This window comes from Pseudomonas sp. Pse1, assembly GCF_024519635.1.
Classification (GTDB): domain Bacteria; phylum Pseudomonadota; class Gammaproteobacteria; order Pseudomonadales; family Pseudomonadaceae; genus Aquipseudomonas.
The window spans coordinates 330,333-345,845 of record NZ_JALJRO010000002.1 but is presented as its reverse complement, the minus strand read 5'-3'; the positions used below and the strand labels follow the sequence as shown (position 1 = coordinate 345,845).

At 58.0% G+C, this 15,513-nt stretch carries 15 protein-coding genes and 1 pseudogene; 13 read left to right on the top strand and 3 right to left on the bottom strand.

Going from position 1 to position 15,513, the window contains the following annotated elements; translation table 11 throughout:
* The first annotated feature begins 10 nt into the window (after nt 1–10).
* From atpA to NR126_RS04220, 13 genes are all read left to right on the top strand, one after another.
* A complete protein-coding gene (atpA, locus tag NR126_RS04280) occupies nt 11–1,555 on the top strand; it encodes a F0F1 ATP synthase subunit alpha (protein WP_027616706.1) in 1,545 nt (514 codons plus the stop codon).
* 50 nt (nt 1,556–1,605) lie between these two features.
* Nucleotides 1,606–2,466 carry a F0F1 ATP synthase subunit gamma gene (gene atpG, locus NR126_RS04275; protein WP_027616707.1) on the top strand — a complete coding sequence of 287 codons (861 nt, stop codon included), beginning with the start codon at nt 1,606–1,608 and terminating at the stop codon, nt 2,464–2,466.
* Nucleotides 2,467–2,493: 27 nt separating this feature from the next.
* Nucleotides 2,494–3,873 (top strand): F0F1 ATP synthase subunit beta, encoded by a 1,380-nt coding sequence (atpD, locus tag NR126_RS04270; protein WP_027616708.1) that lies wholly within the window; start codon nt 2,494–2,496, stop codon nt 3,871–3,873.
* 53 nt (nt 3,874–3,926) lie between these two features.
* A complete protein-coding gene (locus tag NR126_RS04265) occupies nt 3,927–4,337 on the top strand; it encodes a F0F1 ATP synthase subunit epsilon (protein ID WP_371321463.1) in 411 nt (136 codons plus the stop codon).
* 125 nt (nt 4,338–4,462) lie between these two features.
* Nucleotides 4,463–5,830 carry a bifunctional UDP-N-acetylglucosamine diphosphorylase/glucosamine-1-phosphate N-acetyltransferase GlmU gene (gene glmU, locus NR126_RS04260; protein WP_105753527.1) on the top strand — a complete coding sequence of 456 codons (1,368 nt, stop codon included), beginning with the start codon at nt 4,463–4,465 and terminating at the stop codon, nt 5,828–5,830.
* Nucleotides 5,831–6,009: 179 nt separating this feature from the next.
* Nucleotides 6,010–6,786 carry a DeoR/GlpR family DNA-binding transcription regulator gene (locus NR126_RS04255; RefSeq protein WP_027616711.1) on the top strand — a complete coding sequence of 259 codons (777 nt, stop codon included), beginning with the start codon at nt 6,010–6,012 and terminating at the stop codon, nt 6,784–6,786.
* 1 nt (nt 6,787) lies between these two features.
* Nucleotides 6,788–8,620 carry a glutamine--fructose-6-phosphate transaminase (isomerizing) gene (gene glmS / locus NR126_RS04250; RefSeq protein ID WP_256829731.1) on the top strand — a complete coding sequence of 611 codons (1,833 nt, stop codon included), beginning with the start codon at nt 6,788–6,790 and terminating at the stop codon, nt 8,618–8,620.
* 488 nt (nt 8,621–9,108) lie between these two features.
* On the top strand, nt 9,109–9,531 hold the full coding sequence (locus NR126_RS04245) for a nuclear transport factor 2 family protein (RefSeq protein ID WP_027616713.1): 423 nt from the start codon (nt 9,109–9,111) through the stop codon (nt 9,529–9,531).
* Nucleotides 9,528–10,289, top strand: a complete 762-nt coding sequence (locus NR126_RS04240) for an SDR family oxidoreductase (protein WP_256829730.1) — start codon at nt 9,528–9,530, stop codon at nt 10,287–10,289. Before NR126_RS04245 ends, NR126_RS04240 begins: the two co-directional genes overlap by 4 nt.
* Nucleotides 10,286–11,533 carry an NAD(P)/FAD-dependent oxidoreductase gene (locus tag NR126_RS04235; RefSeq protein WP_256829728.1) on the top strand — a complete coding sequence of 416 codons (1,248 nt, stop codon included), beginning with the start codon at nt 10,286–10,288 and terminating at the stop codon, nt 11,531–11,533. The genes NR126_RS04240 and NR126_RS04235 overlap by 4 nt, the downstream gene beginning before the upstream one ends.
* Nucleotides 11,530–12,321, top strand: a complete 792-nt coding sequence (locus NR126_RS04230; RefSeq protein ID WP_027616716.1) for a DUF1365 domain-containing protein — start codon at nt 11,530–11,532, stop codon at nt 12,319–12,321. Before NR126_RS04235 ends, NR126_RS04230 begins: the two co-directional genes overlap by 4 nt.
* Complete coding sequence (locus NR126_RS04225) at nt 12,308–13,576, top strand: cyclopropane-fatty-acyl-phospholipid synthase family protein (protein WP_256829725.1); 1,269 nt, start codon at nt 12,308–12,310, stop codon at nt 13,574–13,576. Before NR126_RS04230 ends, NR126_RS04225 begins: the two co-directional genes overlap by 14 nt.
* 14 nt (nt 13,577–13,590) lie before the next feature.
* Entirely contained in the window at nt 13,591–14,076 is a 486-nt protein-coding gene (locus tag NR126_RS04220) for a DUF2878 domain-containing protein (RefSeq protein WP_256829724.1), read from the top strand.
* Between the two features lies 1 nt (nt 14,077).
* On the opposite strand, the gene NR126_RS04215 is transcribed toward NR126_RS04220, so the two are convergent.
* The 3 genes and pseudogenes from NR126_RS04215 to NR126_RS04205 form a co-directional block, all read right to left on the bottom strand.
* Complete coding sequence (locus tag NR126_RS04215) at nt 14,078–14,602, bottom strand: DUF3833 domain-containing protein (protein ID WP_256829723.1); 525 nt, start codon at nt 14,600–14,602, stop codon at nt 14,078–14,080.
* Nucleotides 14,603–14,621: 19 nt separating this feature from the next.
* Nucleotides 14,622–15,173 carry a chalcone isomerase family protein gene (locus NR126_RS04210; protein WP_027616720.1) on the bottom strand — a complete coding sequence of 184 codons (552 nt, stop codon included), beginning with the start codon at nt 15,171–15,173 and terminating at the stop codon, nt 14,622–14,624.
* Nucleotides 15,174–15,329: 156 nt separating this feature from the next.
* A pseudogene (locus tag NR126_RS04205) lies at nt 15,330–15,464 on the bottom strand (helix-turn-helix transcriptional regulator); the annotation flags it as partial.
* Nucleotides 15,465–15,513 lie beyond the last annotated feature (49 nt).

Genomic DNA, 15,513 nt, shown 5'->3' with positions numbered 1-15,513 from the left:
CAGCAGAGCAATGCAGCAACTCAATCCTTCCGAAATAAGTGAAATTATCAAGGGCCGCATCGACAAGCTCGATGTGACCTCCCAAGCCCGTAACGAAGGCACTGTCGTCAGCGTATCTGACGGTATCGTGCGGATTCACGGTCTGGCCGACGTAATGTACGGCGAGATGATCGAGTTTCCGGGCGGCGTCTACGGTATGGCCCTCAACCTGGAGCAAGACTCCGTAGGTGCCGTTGTATTGGGCGCTTACCAGTCTCTTGCCGAAGGCATGAGCGCCAAGTGCACTGGCCGCATCCTCGAAGTTCCGGTTGGTAAGGAACTGCTGGGTCGCGTAGTCGACGCACTGGGTAACCCTGTTGACGGTAAAGGTCCACTGGGCAACACCGAGACCGACGCGGTCGAGAAAGTTGCTCCAGGCGTGATCTGGCGTAAGTCGGTAGACCAGCCTGTACAGACTGGCTACAAGGCTGTCGATGCCATGATCCCTGTCGGCCGTGGCCAGCGTGAGCTGATCATCGGTGACCGTCAGATCGGTAAAACCGCTCTGGCGATCGACGCGATCATCAACCAGAAGAACAGCGGCATTTTCTGCGTATACGTAGCAATCGGTCAGAAACAATCGACCATCGCCAACGTTGTTCGCAAGCTGGAAGAAAACGGCGCCCTGGCCAACACGATCATCGTGGCTGCCAGTGCTTCGGAATCTCCTGCACTGCAATACCTGGCACCGTACTCCGGTTGCACCATGGGCGAATACTTCCGCGACCGCGGTGAAGACGCGCTGATCGTTTATGACGATCTGTCCAAGCAAGCAGTGGCTTACCGCCAGATTTCCCTGCTGCTGCGCCGTCCACCAGGCCGTGAAGCTTACCCAGGCGACGTGTTCTATCTCCACTCCCGTCTGCTGGAGCGCGCATCCCGCGTTTCGGAAGAGTACGTAGAGAAGTTCACCAACGGCGCAGTGACCGGCAAAACCGGTTCCCTGACCGCACTGCCGATCATCGAAACCCAGGCTGGCGACGTTTCCGCGTTCGTTCCGACCAACGTGATTTCCATCACCGACGGTCAGATCTTCCTGGAATCGGCCATGTTCAACTCGGGCATCCGTCCTGCAGTGAACGCCGGTGTTTCGGTATCCCGTGTGGGTGGTGCCGCTCAGACCAAGATCATCAAGAAGCTGTCCGGTGGTATCCGTACCGCTCTGGCTCAGTACCGTGAACTGGCGGCATTCGCCCAGTTCGCTTCTGACCTGGACGAAGCGACCCGTAAGCAACTTGAGCATGGCCAGCGCGTAACCGAGCTGATGAAGCAGAAGCAATACGCGCCAATGTCGATCGCCGACATGTCGCTGTCGCTGTATGCCGCTGAGCGTGGGTTCCTGACTGACGTTGAAAACGCCAAAGTCGGCAGCTTCGAGCAAGCGCTGATTGCTTACTTCAACCGCGATCACGCCGATTTGATGGCGAAGATCAACGTGAAGGGTGACTTCAATGACGAAATCGACGCTGGCCTCAAAGCCGGTATCGAGAAGTTCAAGGCCACCCAAACCTGGTAAGCCGCAGCGGGGGCCGCGAGGCTCCCGCTTGCTAACCTGATAGGTGTTACATGGCAGGCGCAAAAGAGATTCGCAGTAAGATTGCGAGCATCAAAAGCACGCAAAAAATTACCAGCGCCATGGAAAAAGTGGCGGTCAGCAAAATGCGCAAGGCACAAATGCGCATGGCTGCTAGCCGTCCCTACGCGGAGCGCATCCGCCAGGTTATTGGTCATCTGGCCAACGCCAACCCGGAATATCGCCACCCATTCATGATCGACCGTGAAGTTAAGCGCGTTGGTTATGTTGTGGTGAGCAGTGACCGTGGTCTGTGTGGTGGCTTGAACACCAACCTGTTCAAGGCCCTGGTCAAGGACATGGCGGTAAACCGTGAAAACGGCGTCGAGATCGATCTGTGTGTTGTTGGTAGCAAGGGTGCGGCTTTCTTCCGCAACTTCGGCGGTAACGTCGTAGCAGCTATCAGCCACCTGGGTGAAGAGCCGTCGATCAATGATCTGATCGGCAGCGTCAAGGTGATGCTGGATGCCTACCTGGACGGCCGTATTGACCGCCTGTCCGTAGTCTCCAACAAGTTCATCAACACCATGACGCAAACGCCTACCGTGGAGCAGTTGATTCCACTGGTGGCAACCCCGGATCAGGAACTCAAGCACCACTGGGACTATCTCTACGAACCGGATGCCAAGGAGCTGCTCGACGGCTTGATGGTCCGTTACGTCGAGTCGCAGGTCTACCAGGCGGTGGTCGAGAACAACGCAGCTGAACAAGCAGCGCGGATGATCGCGATGAAGAACGCTACCGACAACGCCGGTGATTTGATCAGCGAATTGCAGCTGGTCTACAACAAGGCGCGTCAGGCTGCGATCACCCAAGAGATCTCGGAAATCGTCGGCGGCGCTGCCGCGGTTTAACGGTTCAAATATTCAGAGGATCCAGCTATGAGTAGCGGACGTATCGTTCAAATCATCGGCGCCGTTATCGACGTGGAATTTCCACGCGATAGCGTACCGAGCATCTACAACGCGCTGAAAGTAGTGAGCGCGGCTGAAACCACCCTGGAAGTTCAGCAGCAGCTGGGCGACGGCGTGGTTCGCACCATTGCGATGGGTTCCACCGAGGGCTTGAAGCGCGGTCTGGAAGTTACCGATTCTGGCGCAGCCATCTCCGTACCGGTCGGTAAAGCGACCCTGGGCCGGATCATGGACGTACTGGGCAACCCGATCGACGAAGCGGGTCCGATCGACACCGACGAGCGTTGGGGCATCCACCGTGCAGCGCCTTCGTTCGCTGAACAAGCGGGCGGCAATGACCTGCTGGAAACCGGCATCAAGGTTATCGACCTGGTTTGCCCGTTCGCCAAGGGTGGTAAAGTTGGTCTGTTCGGTGGTGCCGGTGTAGGCAAAACCGTAAACATGATGGAACTGATCCGTAACATCGCCATCGAGCACAGCGGTTATTCCGTGTTCGCCGGTGTGGGTGAGCGTACTCGTGAGGGTAACGACTTCTACCACGAGATGAAGGATTCCAACGTTCTGGACAAAGTGGCACTGGTTTACGGTCAGATGAACGAGCCGCCGGGAAACCGTCTGCGCGTAGCACTGACTGGCCTGACCATGGCCGAGAAGTTCCGTGACGAAGGTAACGACGTACTGCTGTTCGTCGACAACATCTATCGTTACACCCTGGCCGGTACTGAAGTATCCGCACTGCTGGGCCGTATGCCTTCGGCAGTAGGTTACCAGCCGACCCTGGCTGAAGAGATGGGCGTTCTGCAAGAACGTATCACTTCGACCAAGGAAGGTTCGATCACTTCGATCCAAGCGGTATACGTACCTGCGGACGACTTGACCGACCCGTCGCCAGCGACCACCTTCGCCCACTTGGACGCCACCGTCGTTCTGTCCCGTGACATCGCTTCCCTGGGTATCTACCCAGCGGTAGACCCACTGGACTCGACTTCGCGTCAGCTGGATCCGAACGTGATCGGCAACGACCACTACGATACCGCTCGCGGTGTTCAGTACGTGCTGCAGCGCTACAAAGAACTGAAGGACATCATCGCGATCCTGGGTATGGACGAGCTGTCGGAAGCCGACAAGCAGTTGGTAAACCGTGCTCGTAAGATCCAGCGTTTCTTGTCGCAGCCGTTCTTCGTGGCTGAAGTCTTCACCGGTGCTTCGGGTAAATACGTTTCCCTGAAAGACACCATTGCTGGCTTCAAAGGCATCCTCAACGGTGACTACGACCACCTGCCAGAACAAGCGTTCTACATGGTAGGCGGCATCGAAGAAGCGATCGAGAAAGCCAAGAAACTGTAATTCCGGCGCCCGGAAACGGGCGCTAATCAGGTTGAGGCAATCAGATGGCTAATATGACAGTCCATTGCGACATCGTCAGCGCGGAAGGGGAAATCTTTTCCGGTCTGGTCGAGATGGTGATTGCGCACGGTGCACTGGGTGATCTTGGTATCGCCCTGGGTCACGCGCCGCTGATCACTAATCTGAAACCGGGCCCGATCCGCCTGATCAAGCAGGGCGGGGAAGCCGAGGTGTTTTACATCTCCGGTGGTTTCCTCGAGGTTCAGCCGAACATGGTCAAGGTACTTGCCGACACCGTGCAACGTGCTGCCGACCTGGATGAAGCCTCCGCTCAGGAAGCCGTCCAGGCTGCCGAGAAGGCTCTGCACGAAAAAGGCGCCGAGTTCGATTACGGTGCCGCCGCAGCACGTCTGGCCGAGGCCGCAGCTCAGTTGCGTACTCTCCAGCAGATCCGCAAGAAGTAAGACGGCATTAGCCGTTGCAACGACTGCGTGATTGATTAAAAAGGGTAGCCTCGGCTACCCTTTTTCTTTTTCAGATATTCATCTCTTGGTCGCAGCCGCTGACCACCCAGGATTGGTAGCCAGTCATGTCGCTAGAAATCGTTATCCTCGCAGCGGGTCAAGGTACTCGTATGCGTTCGGCCCTGCCGAAAGTACTCCACCCGGTCGCAGGCAATTCGATGCTGGGGCATGTTATCCACAGCGCCCGTCAGCTTCAGCCACAGCGTATCCACGTGGTCATCGGTCATGGTGCTGACGCGGTGCGCGAGCGCCTGGCGGCGGACGATCTGAATTTCGTCCTGCAGGACAAACAACTGGGTACCGGTCACGCTGTAGCCCAAGCAGTACCGTTCATCACTGCCGATACCGTGCTGATTCTTTACGGCGATGTACCGCTGATTGAAGTCGAGACCCTGCAGCGCCTGCTCACTCAGGTCACGCCACAACAGTTGGGTCTGCTGACCGTCGAGCTGGACGATCCAACGGGATACGGTCGTATCGTGCGCGATGCATCGGGCAAAGTAGCGGCGATTGTCGAGCAGAAAGACGCCAACGAAACCGAGCGGGCAATCACCGAAGGCAACACCGGAATCCTCGCGCTGCCATTCGAGCGATTGGGTGAGTGGATGGGCCGACTGTCGAACAACAATGCCCAGGGCGAGTACTACCTCACTGACGTGATCGCGATGGCGGTCAGCGATGGCCTGGTGGTGGCCACCGAGCAACCCCATGACGCCATGGAAGTGCAGGGCGCCAACGACCGCAAACAACTCGCCGAACTGGAGCGTCATTACCAGCTGCGCGCCAGTCGTCGTCTGATGGCCCAAGGCGTAACTCTGCGTGATCCGGCCCGTTTCGATGTGCGCGGTGAAGTGACGGTAGGGCGCGATGTACTCATCGACATCAACGTCATTCTTGAAGGCCGGGTGGTGATCGAGGACGACGTGGTGATCGGCCCGAACTGCGTGATCAAGGACAGCACCCTGCGCAAAGGTGTGGTGATCAAGGCCAACAGCCATATCGAAGGTGCTGTACTGGGTGAGGGCAGTGATGCCGGCCCATTCGCCCGTTTGCGTCCAGGCACTGTATTGGAGGCCCGGGCCCATGTGGGTAACTTCGTTGAACTGAAGAATGCGCATATGGGCGAAGGTGCCAAGGCTGGTCATTTGGCGTACCTGGGCGACGCCGAAATTGGCGCGCGGACCAACATTGGTGCCGGCACCATCACCTGCAATTACGATGGTGTGAACAAGTGGAAGACCACCTTGGGTGAGGACGTGTTCATAGGTTCCAATAATTCCTTGGTGGCGCCTGTGGATATCGCCAGTGGTGCAACCACTGCGGCCGGCTCGACCATCACTTCCAATGTGGATAAGTCCCAGTTGGCGGTGGGCCGCGCGCGCCAGAAAAACATTGATGGCTGGAAGCGCCCGGAAAAAGTCAAAAAGCCCTGAGTTATCCCCATCAGCAGTTATGCACAAGCTGATAGTGCTCATTTGTGGGCAAGTCGCATCTACAACGACTTGCCCACAAGTCTTTTTATCCACAGGGATTTTTTCTCCTGTCCGCTTGACGAATTTCCTCTGATAGGTTTTGATTGCTTTCGTTATCTTTCGAAACGAAACTTGTCAGCATGTCGAAGCGCAACACCCCTCAGCGTCGCCACAACATCCTTGCCTTGCTCGCCGAGCAGGGTGAAGTCAGTGTGGATGAATTGGCCAAGCGCTTTGAGACCTCGGAGGTGACGATCCGCAAGGATCTGGCCGCACTTGAAAGCCATGGCCTGCTACTGCGCCGTTATGGTGGCGCGATCACCATGCCCCATGAACTGGTCAGTGAGCCGGGCCAAACCGTTTCCCAGCACAAACAAGCCATCGCTCGCGCCGCCGTCACGCGGATTCGTGAGCACGCTCGTATCATCATCGATAGCGGCAGCACCACCGCCGCCATGATTCCCCAGCTTGGCCTGCAGCCGGGTTTGGTGGTCATGACCAATTCCCTGCACGTCGCCAATGCCTTGAGCGAGCTTGAGCATGAGCCCGTGCTGTTGATGACCGGCGGCACCTGGGACCCGCATTCCGAGTCGTTCCAGGGGCAAGTCGCCGAGCAGGTACTACGCTCTTACGATTTCGACCAGTTGTTCATTGGTGCCGATGGCATCGACCTGGTCCGCGGCACCACGACCTTCAACGAACTGCTGGGTCTCAGCCGGGTCATGGCCGAAGTGGCCCGTGAAGTGATCGTGATGGTCGAATCCGACAAGATCGGCCGCAAGATTCCCAACCTGGAACTGCCCTGGAGCAGTGTCCATACCCTAATTACCGATGATCGCCTGCCTGATGACGCGCGCGATCAGATTCGGGCCCGCGGCATTCATTTGATTTGCGCGGCCGTCAGCCAGGAGAAATAACATGTGTGGAATTGTTGGCGCAGTCGCCGAACGTAGCATCACCGCGATTTTGCTCGAGGGCCTCAAGCGCCTCGAATACCGCGGCTACGACAGTGCCGGTGTGGCGGTGTACACCCAAGACAATTCGTTGCAGCGTATGCGTCGCCCGGGCAAGGTCAGCGAGCTGGAGTCGGCCCTGGAAACCGCGCCACTGGTGGGCCGTCTGGGTATCGCCCATACCCGTTGGGCCACCCATGGTGCACCCTGCGAGCGTAACGCCCACCCGCATTTCTCCGGTGATCTGGCGGTCGTACACAATGGCATCATCGAAAACCACGAAGTCTTGCGCGCAGAGCTCAAGGCTTTGGGCTATGAGTTCACCTCGGACACCGATACCGAAGTTATCGCCCACCTGCTCAACCACAAACTCAAGGACCAGCCGGACCTGACCGTCGCCCTCAAGGCCACCGTCAAGGAACTGCACGGCGCCTACGGTCTGGCGGTGATCAACGCCAAACAGCCGGATCGCCTGGTGGCCGCCCGTAGTGGCAGCCCGCTGGTGATCGGCCTCGGCCTGGGCGAGAACTTCCTCGCTTCCGACCAACTGGCCCTGCGCCAGGTGACCGACCGCTTCATGTACCTCGAAGAAGGCGATATCGCCGAAATCCGTCGTGAAAGCGTGCAGATCTGGGATGTCGACGGCAAGGCCGTCGAGCGTGAAACCGTGCAGTACCGCGACAGCGCCGAGTCGGCCGAGAAGGGCGAGTACCGCCACTTCATGCTCAAGGAAATCCACGAACAGCCGTCCGTCGTGCAACGCACCCTGGAAGGTCGCTTGAGCCAGAACCAAGTGCTGGTGCAAGCCTTCGGTCCACAAGCGGCCGAGCTGTTCGCCAAGGTCCGCAATGTGCAGATCGTCGCCTGTGGCACCAGCTATCACGCCGGGATGGTGGCCCGTTACTGGCTAGAAGAACTGGCTGGTATTCCGTGCCAAGTCGAAGTAGCCAGTGAGTTTCGCTACCGCAAGGTCGTGGTGCAACCGGACTCGCTGTTCGTGACCATTTCCCAGTCCGGCGAAACCGCCGACACCCTGGCTGCGCTGCGCAACGCCAAGGAACTGGGCTTCCTCGCCAGCTTGGCGATCTGCAACGTCGGCATCAGCTCGCTGGTACGCGAATCCGACCTGACCCTGCTGACCCAGGCCGGTCGTGAAATCGGCGTTGCGTCGACCAAAGCCTTCACCACGCAGTTGGTCGGCCTGCTGCTCCTGACCCTGTCCCTGGGCCAGGTGCGCGGCACTCTCGGCAAAGGTGTGGAAGCCGAATTGGTCGAAGAGCTGCGTCGCTTGCCGACCCGCCTTGGCGAAGCCCTGGCGATGGACAGCACGGTGGAGAAAGTCGCCGAGCTGTTCGCCGAAAAGCATCACACTCTGTTCCTCGGCCGTGGTGCACAGTTCCCGGTGGCGATGGAAGGGGCGCTCAAGCTCAAGGAAATTTCCTATATTCACGCTGAAGCCTACCCAGCGGGCGAGTTGAAACACGGCCCACTGGCTCTGGTCGACAATGACATGCCGGTCGTCACTGTAGCGCCGAACAACGAACTGCTGGAAAAGCTCAAATCCAACCTGCAGGAAGTGCGCGCCCGTGGCGGCCAACTGATCGTCTTTGCTGACGAAAAGGCTGGCATGAGCAACGGCGAAGGCACGCACGTGGTGAACATGCCGCACATTCACGACATCCTGTCGCCGATCCTCTACACCATCCCGCTGCAGTTGCTCTCGTACTACGTCGCCGTGCTCAAGGGCACCGACGTCGACCAGCCGCGCAACCTGGCGAAGTCGGTGACGGTGGAATAAGTTATCCACAGAATCGCGGCCGCTGTGAAGCTACGAAATAAAGTCTGTCGGAAATAAATAAAGTCTGTCGCTGGCACCGACGCCCCCGGTTCGGTGTCCAGCGACGCTTCCCTCCGCTCCTCCCTACTCTGGGCGAAGCTCAACGTTTGAAAGCCCAAAATCATCCTGACGATTCAGCCAGAGGAAACTGTGCGTTCCTTTGTGGAGCGAACTCTTTTCATTAAAGGAAAACGTTCTTCCGAGGAAGTGTTTCGGAAATTTCCTGCCACACCTTCTCGGCGCCGATGCGGTAGGTGTGAGCACTTGTGGCTCAACAAATCGTAGAAATAGTTGTACAGGAAATTTGACTTGTACAGTATTCGTCTTATCCTTAAAAAGCTGTACAAGACTCATCAAACTGTACAAGAACCGGTGTGGGCAATGGTCGCCACCACAGGCACCAGCGGCCGCTGAACTTGTCCAAGACATGCCCACACTGGAGACGCAATATGTCTGACTTCCTGCGACGCTTCGCCCACGACTTCGCAGCGCTGGACGCCAGTAATTTGCACAAACTCCAGGAGCTGTACAGTCACGATGTGCACTTCAGTGATCCGCTTCATGAGATCCAGGGCCTGACAGCGCTGCAAGACTATTTCACAGAGCTCTACGCCAACGTCAGCAATCTGGGTTTCAGGTTTCACGGCTACGACCAGGTGCAAGACCATGCCGGTTACCTACGTTGGACCCTGCACTATCACCATCCTCGCCTGCGCCGTGGCCAACTGATTGAGGTCGATGGCTGCTCGTATCTGCTGTGGCACGAGAAGGTGTACCAGCATCGTGATTACTTCGATGCCGGCGCTCTGCTCTATGAGCACCTGCCGTTGATGGGGACCGCCATTGGCTGGTTGAAAAGGAGGCTGGCATGAAACGCATCTGGCTCACTGGCGCCAGCAGCGGCATCGGCGCTGCAATGGCGGACATTCTTCTGACCCAAGGCCATTTTCTGGCCGTCAGCGCGCGCAATGTACAAGCCCTGGAAAAATTACACGCGGAGTACCCACAACAGGTACTTCTGCTGCCAGGCGACCTTACCGATCCGTGCGAAGTTCGAGCCATGGGCGAGCGAATCGAGCACGTTTGGGGCCACCTGGATCAAGCCATCCTGAACGCTGGGACCTGCGAGTACCTGGACGTCAGCGCCTTCGAAGCCAATATGGTTGAACGGGTGATGCGGGCCAATTTGCTTTCTGCGGCCTACTGCGTGGAAGCAGCCCTACCGCTGTTGCACAAGGCGCAGAAACCGCACTTGGTGGCGGTATGTAGCTCGGTCACTTACCTGCCATTGCCTCGGGCCGGAGCGTACGGCGCCTCCAAAGCGGCTATGCGTTACCTGTTTCAATCGCTGCGTATCGACGTGGCACACGAGGGCATCGACGTCACCCTCGTCAGCCCGGGCTTCGTCGATACGCCGCTCACGCAACAGAACGATTTTCCGATGCCGATGCGTTGGCCCGTGAGCAAGGCTGCCGCTTACATAACAACCCGACTGGAACGACGACCGTTAGAGATCGCCTTTCCCGGGGCATTCATCGCCGCACTCCGTCTATTAGCTGTATTGCCTCAACGTCTGCAACTGGCACTGGGCAAACTCATGGCGCGTCCCGTCACGGAAGAATCTTCATGAAAGTAGCCATCATCGGTAGCGGTATCTCCGGGCTGACCTGCGCCTACCTGCTCAACCGTCAGCACGATGTCACCGTATTCGAGTCGAGTGACTGGATTGGCGGCCATACCCATACTGTTGACGTTGAAGTAAAGGGTGAACGTTTTGCCATCGATACAGGTTTCATCGTCTTCAATGACTGGACCTATCCCAACTTTATCCGACTACTGGATCAACTGGGCGTGACCTCGCAACCCACCGAGATGAGTTTCTCGGTTCAGGATCCGCACACTGGCACTGAATATAACGGCAAAAACCTCAACGGCCTTTTTGCCCAGCGTCGCAACCTGCTCTCACCCGGTTTCTGGGGCATGTTGCACGACATCTTGCGCTTCAACCGCGAAGCATTGCGTGACCTGGAGGAACAACGCATAGCCGCCGATACCACCCTCGGGGCCTACCTGCGGCAAAACGGCTACGGTCAGCGTTTTATCGAGCATTACATCGTCCCGATGGGCTCGGCGATCTGGTCGATGTCACTGGGCGACATGCATCGTTTTCCGCTTCTGTTCTTCGTGCGCTTCTGTAAAAACCACGGGCTGCTGTCGGTCACCCATCGGCCACAGTGGCGGGTGGTCAGCGGTGGCTCGCGCAGTTATGTAGCCGCGTTGAGCGCCGGCTTTATCGAGCACATCCGCCTCAATTGCCCGGTGTATCGGGTAGAACGTGACATCGCTGGAGTGAACCTGCACAGCGGCGCCGGCATCGAGCGCTTTGACACCGTGGTTTTCGCCTGCCACAGCGACCAGGCATTAAGCCTGCTGGCGGCTCCCAGCCAAGCCGAGCGGGAGATACTCGGCGCACTGAGTTACGCCGAGAACGACGTGGTGCTGCACAGCGACACTCGTCTGCTGCCGAACCGTCGCCTGGCTTGGGCAAGCTGGAATTACCGCCTCGGCGGCTCAGCCCGGCAACCGGCCGCTGTCACCTACAACATGAATATCTTGCAAGGGCTCCAGAGTGAAACCACCTTCTGCGTTAGCCTGAACCAGACCGAGGACATTGACCCGGACAAAATCCTCAAGCGCTTTCGCTACGCCCATCCGCAATATAGCCAGGCAGGACTGCTCGCACAGGCGCGCTGGCAAGATTTACAGGGTGCTCAAAACAGCTACTACTGCGGCGCCTACTGGGCCAACGGCTTCCACGAAGATGGTGTGGTGAGCGCCTTGCGCGTGGCGGCTGCTTTCGGAGAACACCTGTGAACAGCGCGCTATACCGCGGCTGGGTCAGCCACCGCCGGTTGCTGCCGCGCGTTCATGGGTTTCGCTACCGCATGGGTATGCTCTACCTGGATCTTGCGGAGCAATCCCAGGTGCTGGGCCTATCGTGGCTCGCCGGACATTCGCGCTGGGCCGCCTTCGCCTTCCGCGAGACGGACTACCTGCCGCTTTTCACCCGCCAGGGCATAACGCTGAGCGATGCCGTACGTCAGCGCGTGGAGCAGGCCCTTGGCCATGCTCCGCAGGGACGGATCTGCCTGCTCACCCAGCCGCGCAGTTGGGGGCTGTCCTTTAATCCGATCAGTCTGTTTTATTGCTTCGAATCCGACGGCAGTCTGGCCGCCATCCTCTGCGAAGTCAGCAACACCCCTTGGCGAGAGCGTTACCACTACGTATTGCCGACCCACGCGACGGGTGAGTCATGCCATAGGGTGGCCAAGAGCTTTCACGTCTCGCCCTTCCTGCCTCGCGATCTGGAGTACCGAATGCGTTTCTCTGCTCCCGACCAACAGCTGCACGTAACCATGCAGGACTGGCAGGGCGAACAAAAGATCTTTGAAGCGGGTCTGGGCCTGGAGCGCATCGAACTGACGCGCCAAAGCCTGCACCGCCACCTGCTGGACTTCCCCTGGATGACTGGCAAGACCCTGCTCGGCATTTACTGGCAGGCCCTGCGCTTGCTGCTCAAGCGTCTGCCACTGTTTTCCCATGGAGCCGCCAGCGGCGAATACCGCACTGCGAATCTGGAGTCTCGCCATGACAAACCCTAGCCTGAACCCTATCCGCACCTGTGGCTCTGCGGCCAACGGAGTAGGCGCCCGCCTGTTAAAGAAATTGGTTGTACGTCAGTTGGCAAAGCTGCGCCACGGACACTTGGTTGTCATTGTCGACGGTGAGCCCTTGAGCTTCGGCCAGCCAGGCGATGGGCTGCATGGCGAGATCGAAGTGCTTAATGCGGCGCTCTGGCCGATGGTCGCGGCGAATGGCTCAATTGGCGCTGGTGAGGCCTATATCCAAGGCTACTGGAGTAGTCCCGATCTGACTGCGGTGGTCCGCATTTTCGTTGCCAACCTCGATGTGCTGGATGGAATGGAGCGAGGCCTGGCACGTATGCGCCGGCCACTGGCTAAAGCCTTGCACTGGCTCAACCGCAATACGCGTCAAGGCTCGCAGCGCAACATTTCAGCGCACTACGACCTGGGCAACGCGCTGTTTGAACAACTGCTGGACCCCACCATGATGTATTCCTCAGCCATGTTCCGCTCCAGCAGCGACAGCCTCGAACAGGCTCAACTGTATAAGTTGGAGTGCATCTGCCAAAAGCTCGATCTCAAACCCAGTGACCACCTGCTGGAGATCGGTACTGGCTGGGGGAGTATGGCGCTGTATGCGGCCACCCACTACGGCTGCAAGGTCACGACGACCACGCTGTCGCGTGAGCAATTTGCATACACCCAGCGCCGAATTGAGGAACAGTGCCTGCAAGACCGCATTACCCTTCTGTTGCAGGACTATCGTGACCTGACGGGCAAATACGACAAGCTCGTTTCGATCGAGATGATAGAGGCCGTCGGACACCGCTTCCTACCCACTTACTTCAAACAATGCGCCCATCTGCTCAAAGAACACGGTCTTATGCTTTTGCAGGCCATCACCATTCGGGACCAGCGTTATGAGCAGGCGAAAAAAACGGTCGACTTCATCCAGCGCTACATTTTCCCGGGCGGTGCCTTGCCTTCGGTGAACGCGATGCTGCACACCATCAGTCGCGACACTGACCTGAACCTTCACCACATGGAGGACTTCGGCCTTCACTACGCACGCACGCTTCGCCTGTGGCACGATAACTTGCGGCGCAGCCGGCACAACCTGGAAGCACTGGGCTACGATCAGACGTTCTATCGCCTCTGGGAGTTCTACCTGTGCTACTGCGAAGGCGGCTTCCTTGAGCGAAGCATCGGTACCGCGCATCTATTGCTCGCCAAACCCGGGGCGCGGCCGCAGCCCTTCGGGCTAAAGGCGTGAGCAGACGGGGCCGGTTGTTGCTCAACGCCGGGCTTTTCCAACTCGGCTGGTTCGCCTGCGTGTTGGGTGCGCAACGGTCGTGGCTGTTGCTGATTGCAATTGCCTGCCTGGCCATACACCTGCTTTGGATTGCCAACGACCCTGATGAGTGGCGCAGTCTGTTACGGGTAGCCGCCTGCGGTTGGGTGCTGGACAGTGCGCTTTTTCATGTCGGGTTGTTCGACTTTTCCGGCGCCACTTGGGTTCTGCCGCTCTGGCTGGCAATACTTTGGCTGCTTTTCGCCAGCACTTTGCGTCACAGTCTGAGCTGGACAAAGCGACCTTGGTGGATGGGAAGTCTACTAGGAGCCTTTGGCGGGCCTCTCTCCTATTGGGGGGGCGCCCAGTTGGCAGGCGTGGGCCTGCCGCTCGGTACCTGGCCCAGCATGCTGCTACTCGCATTGATATGGACGATATTAATGCCGGCACTGCACCGTATCGCCGAACAGCCTGCGCGGTGACTCAAGACTGCTTGCGAAAGAACAAGGTGATCTGGCCGACCTCCACCCCGAACTTGCTCATGAACGAGCGATTGATCATCGTGTTCTTGTCCATCAGGTACATCCAGTCGTCCAAGTCGACCTGATACTCCTTGCCATCCACCGGCAGGCTCAACACATATTTCCAGCGCAGTGTATTGCCCGCTATCTCACCACGCGCCTCACCCACCACATCGCCAGCGGTTCCGCGCCATTGACTGGAACCAACCGGAGTGAGCGTCCACACCCGTTTTTGCTGAGTACCGTCGCTGTAAGTAAATGACTCGTCGAGGATCAGCCTGTCACCTTCGGAGTGGCCATTGATCTCCACGTGGAAGCGCTTGGTGACCTCACCTGAACGCTTTTGAAACATACCCCAGGCTATGACGCGGCCCTCGAAGAATTTGCGCAACTCAAGCGTGGGTGTCTCTTGGCTGTAGGTGTGCACATCCACCCGGCTGCAACTGGCAAGACCAATGCAAAGCAGCATTATTCCTATCTTCAACATGTGCATTTCCTCCACGCTCTCAGGGTTTAGCTGCACCCAGTAATTGGGCGCGCAGCTCCGGATTGCGTGTTCGGGGGTCAAGCCAGATGGCAAAAAAGGCTTTGGCGAACGCCTCATCCCTAACCACATGCTGGAGCGTCTCGCCGACGTAAAAACGGGCGCCCTCTCCAGGCATGTAGACTCCGGTGATGCGGTCACCGGCACGCACATCGACAAACGCCTGTCGCATCTCTCGCTCCCAGCGGGTCATCAGCTCTGTATTCAGGGAGTTGGGCGACAGGCGACGGATTTCCTTAAGGCTGGCCTCAACCAGATCATCGCGACTAACAGCCCGACTGTAGGTCAGCTCCAGCGCAAAAGGCGCATCAGAATCCAGCGGGTCACCGGCAATCAGGCGTTGGCTCCAGAATTGCGCGCTGTAGATGGAGAGCCCAAAGACGCGCATCTCCCCGCTACCCAACCGACGAGCATCGGGTAAAGCCTCGCGCCAACCCGCCAATAGTTCTGCACTCTGGAGTATCAGAACAAGGCAGATAAGGAGGGAGGTTAAGCGGCCCTTCTGCATAGTCATGCATAGACCTCGACAAGACTCAATCGACGTCTTTAAAAGTTATACCAAATAATGATTTTGTACAGCTAACGTCTCAAGCGTGACGGTTCAGACTGACTGCCGATACCGAGTTTGGCGTAGATGTTCTTGCGGTGAATCTTCACCGTGCCGGGGCTAGAAGGTGTCGAACAACGCCAATGGCCCATGATTGCCTTCGTAGACGAACAGCACGAAATGGTCGATCGGACATATTTGCCGCAACCAGTGACTCAAACCCGACAGCCGAGAGTGCCCAGCGGGCAGGTCCAGCAGGCGGGCGGCGGCAAGCCGTTGAAAAGATGCACCGCAACGGGGCTATCGT

Excerpts from the sequence above, each read along its gene's own strand:
- NR126_RS04210 (WP_027616720.1), bottom strand. The coding sequence starts at position 15,173 with ATGACTATGCAGAAGGGCCGCTTAACCTCCCTCCTTATCTGCCTTGTT.
- atpD (WP_027616708.1), top strand. The coding sequence starts at position 2,494 with ATGAGTAGCGGACGTATCGTTCAAATCATCGGCGCCGTTATCGACGTG.
- NR126_RS04225 (WP_256829725.1), top strand. The coding sequence starts at position 12,308 with ATGACAAACCCTAGCCTGAACCCTATCCGCACCTGTGGCTCTGCGGCC.
- atpA (WP_027616706.1), top strand. The coding sequence starts at position 11 with ATGCAGCAACTCAATCCTTCCGAAATAAGTGAAATTATCAAGGGCCGC.
- glmS (WP_256829731.1), top strand. The coding sequence starts at position 6,788 with ATGTGTGGAATTGTTGGCGCAGTCGCCGAACGTAGCATCACCGCGATT.
- glmU (WP_105753527.1), top strand. The coding sequence starts at position 4,463 with ATGTCGCTAGAAATCGTTATCCTCGCAGCGGGTCAAGGTACTCGTATG.
- NR126_RS04245 (WP_027616713.1), top strand. The coding sequence starts at position 9,109 with ATGTCTGACTTCCTGCGACGCTTCGCCCACGACTTCGCAGCGCTGGAC.
- NR126_RS04235 (WP_256829728.1), top strand. The coding sequence starts at position 10,286 with ATGAAAGTAGCCATCATCGGTAGCGGTATCTCCGGGCTGACCTGCGCC.
- NR126_RS04240 (WP_256829730.1), top strand. The coding sequence starts at position 9,528 with ATGAAACGCATCTGGCTCACTGGCGCCAGCAGCGGCATCGGCGCTGCA.
- atpG (WP_027616707.1), top strand. The coding sequence starts at position 1,606 with ATGGCAGGCGCAAAAGAGATTCGCAGTAAGATTGCGAGCATCAAAAGC.
- NR126_RS04255 (WP_027616711.1), top strand. The coding sequence starts at position 6,010 with ATGTCGAAGCGCAACACCCCTCAGCGTCGCCACAACATCCTTGCCTTG.
- NR126_RS04265 (WP_371321463.1), top strand. The coding sequence starts at position 3,927 with ATGACAGTCCATTGCGACATCGTCAGCGCGGAAGGGGAAATCTTTTCC.
- NR126_RS04215 (WP_256829723.1), bottom strand. The coding sequence starts at position 14,602 with ATGTTGAAGATAGGAATAATGCTGCTTTGCATTGGTCTTGCCAGTTGC.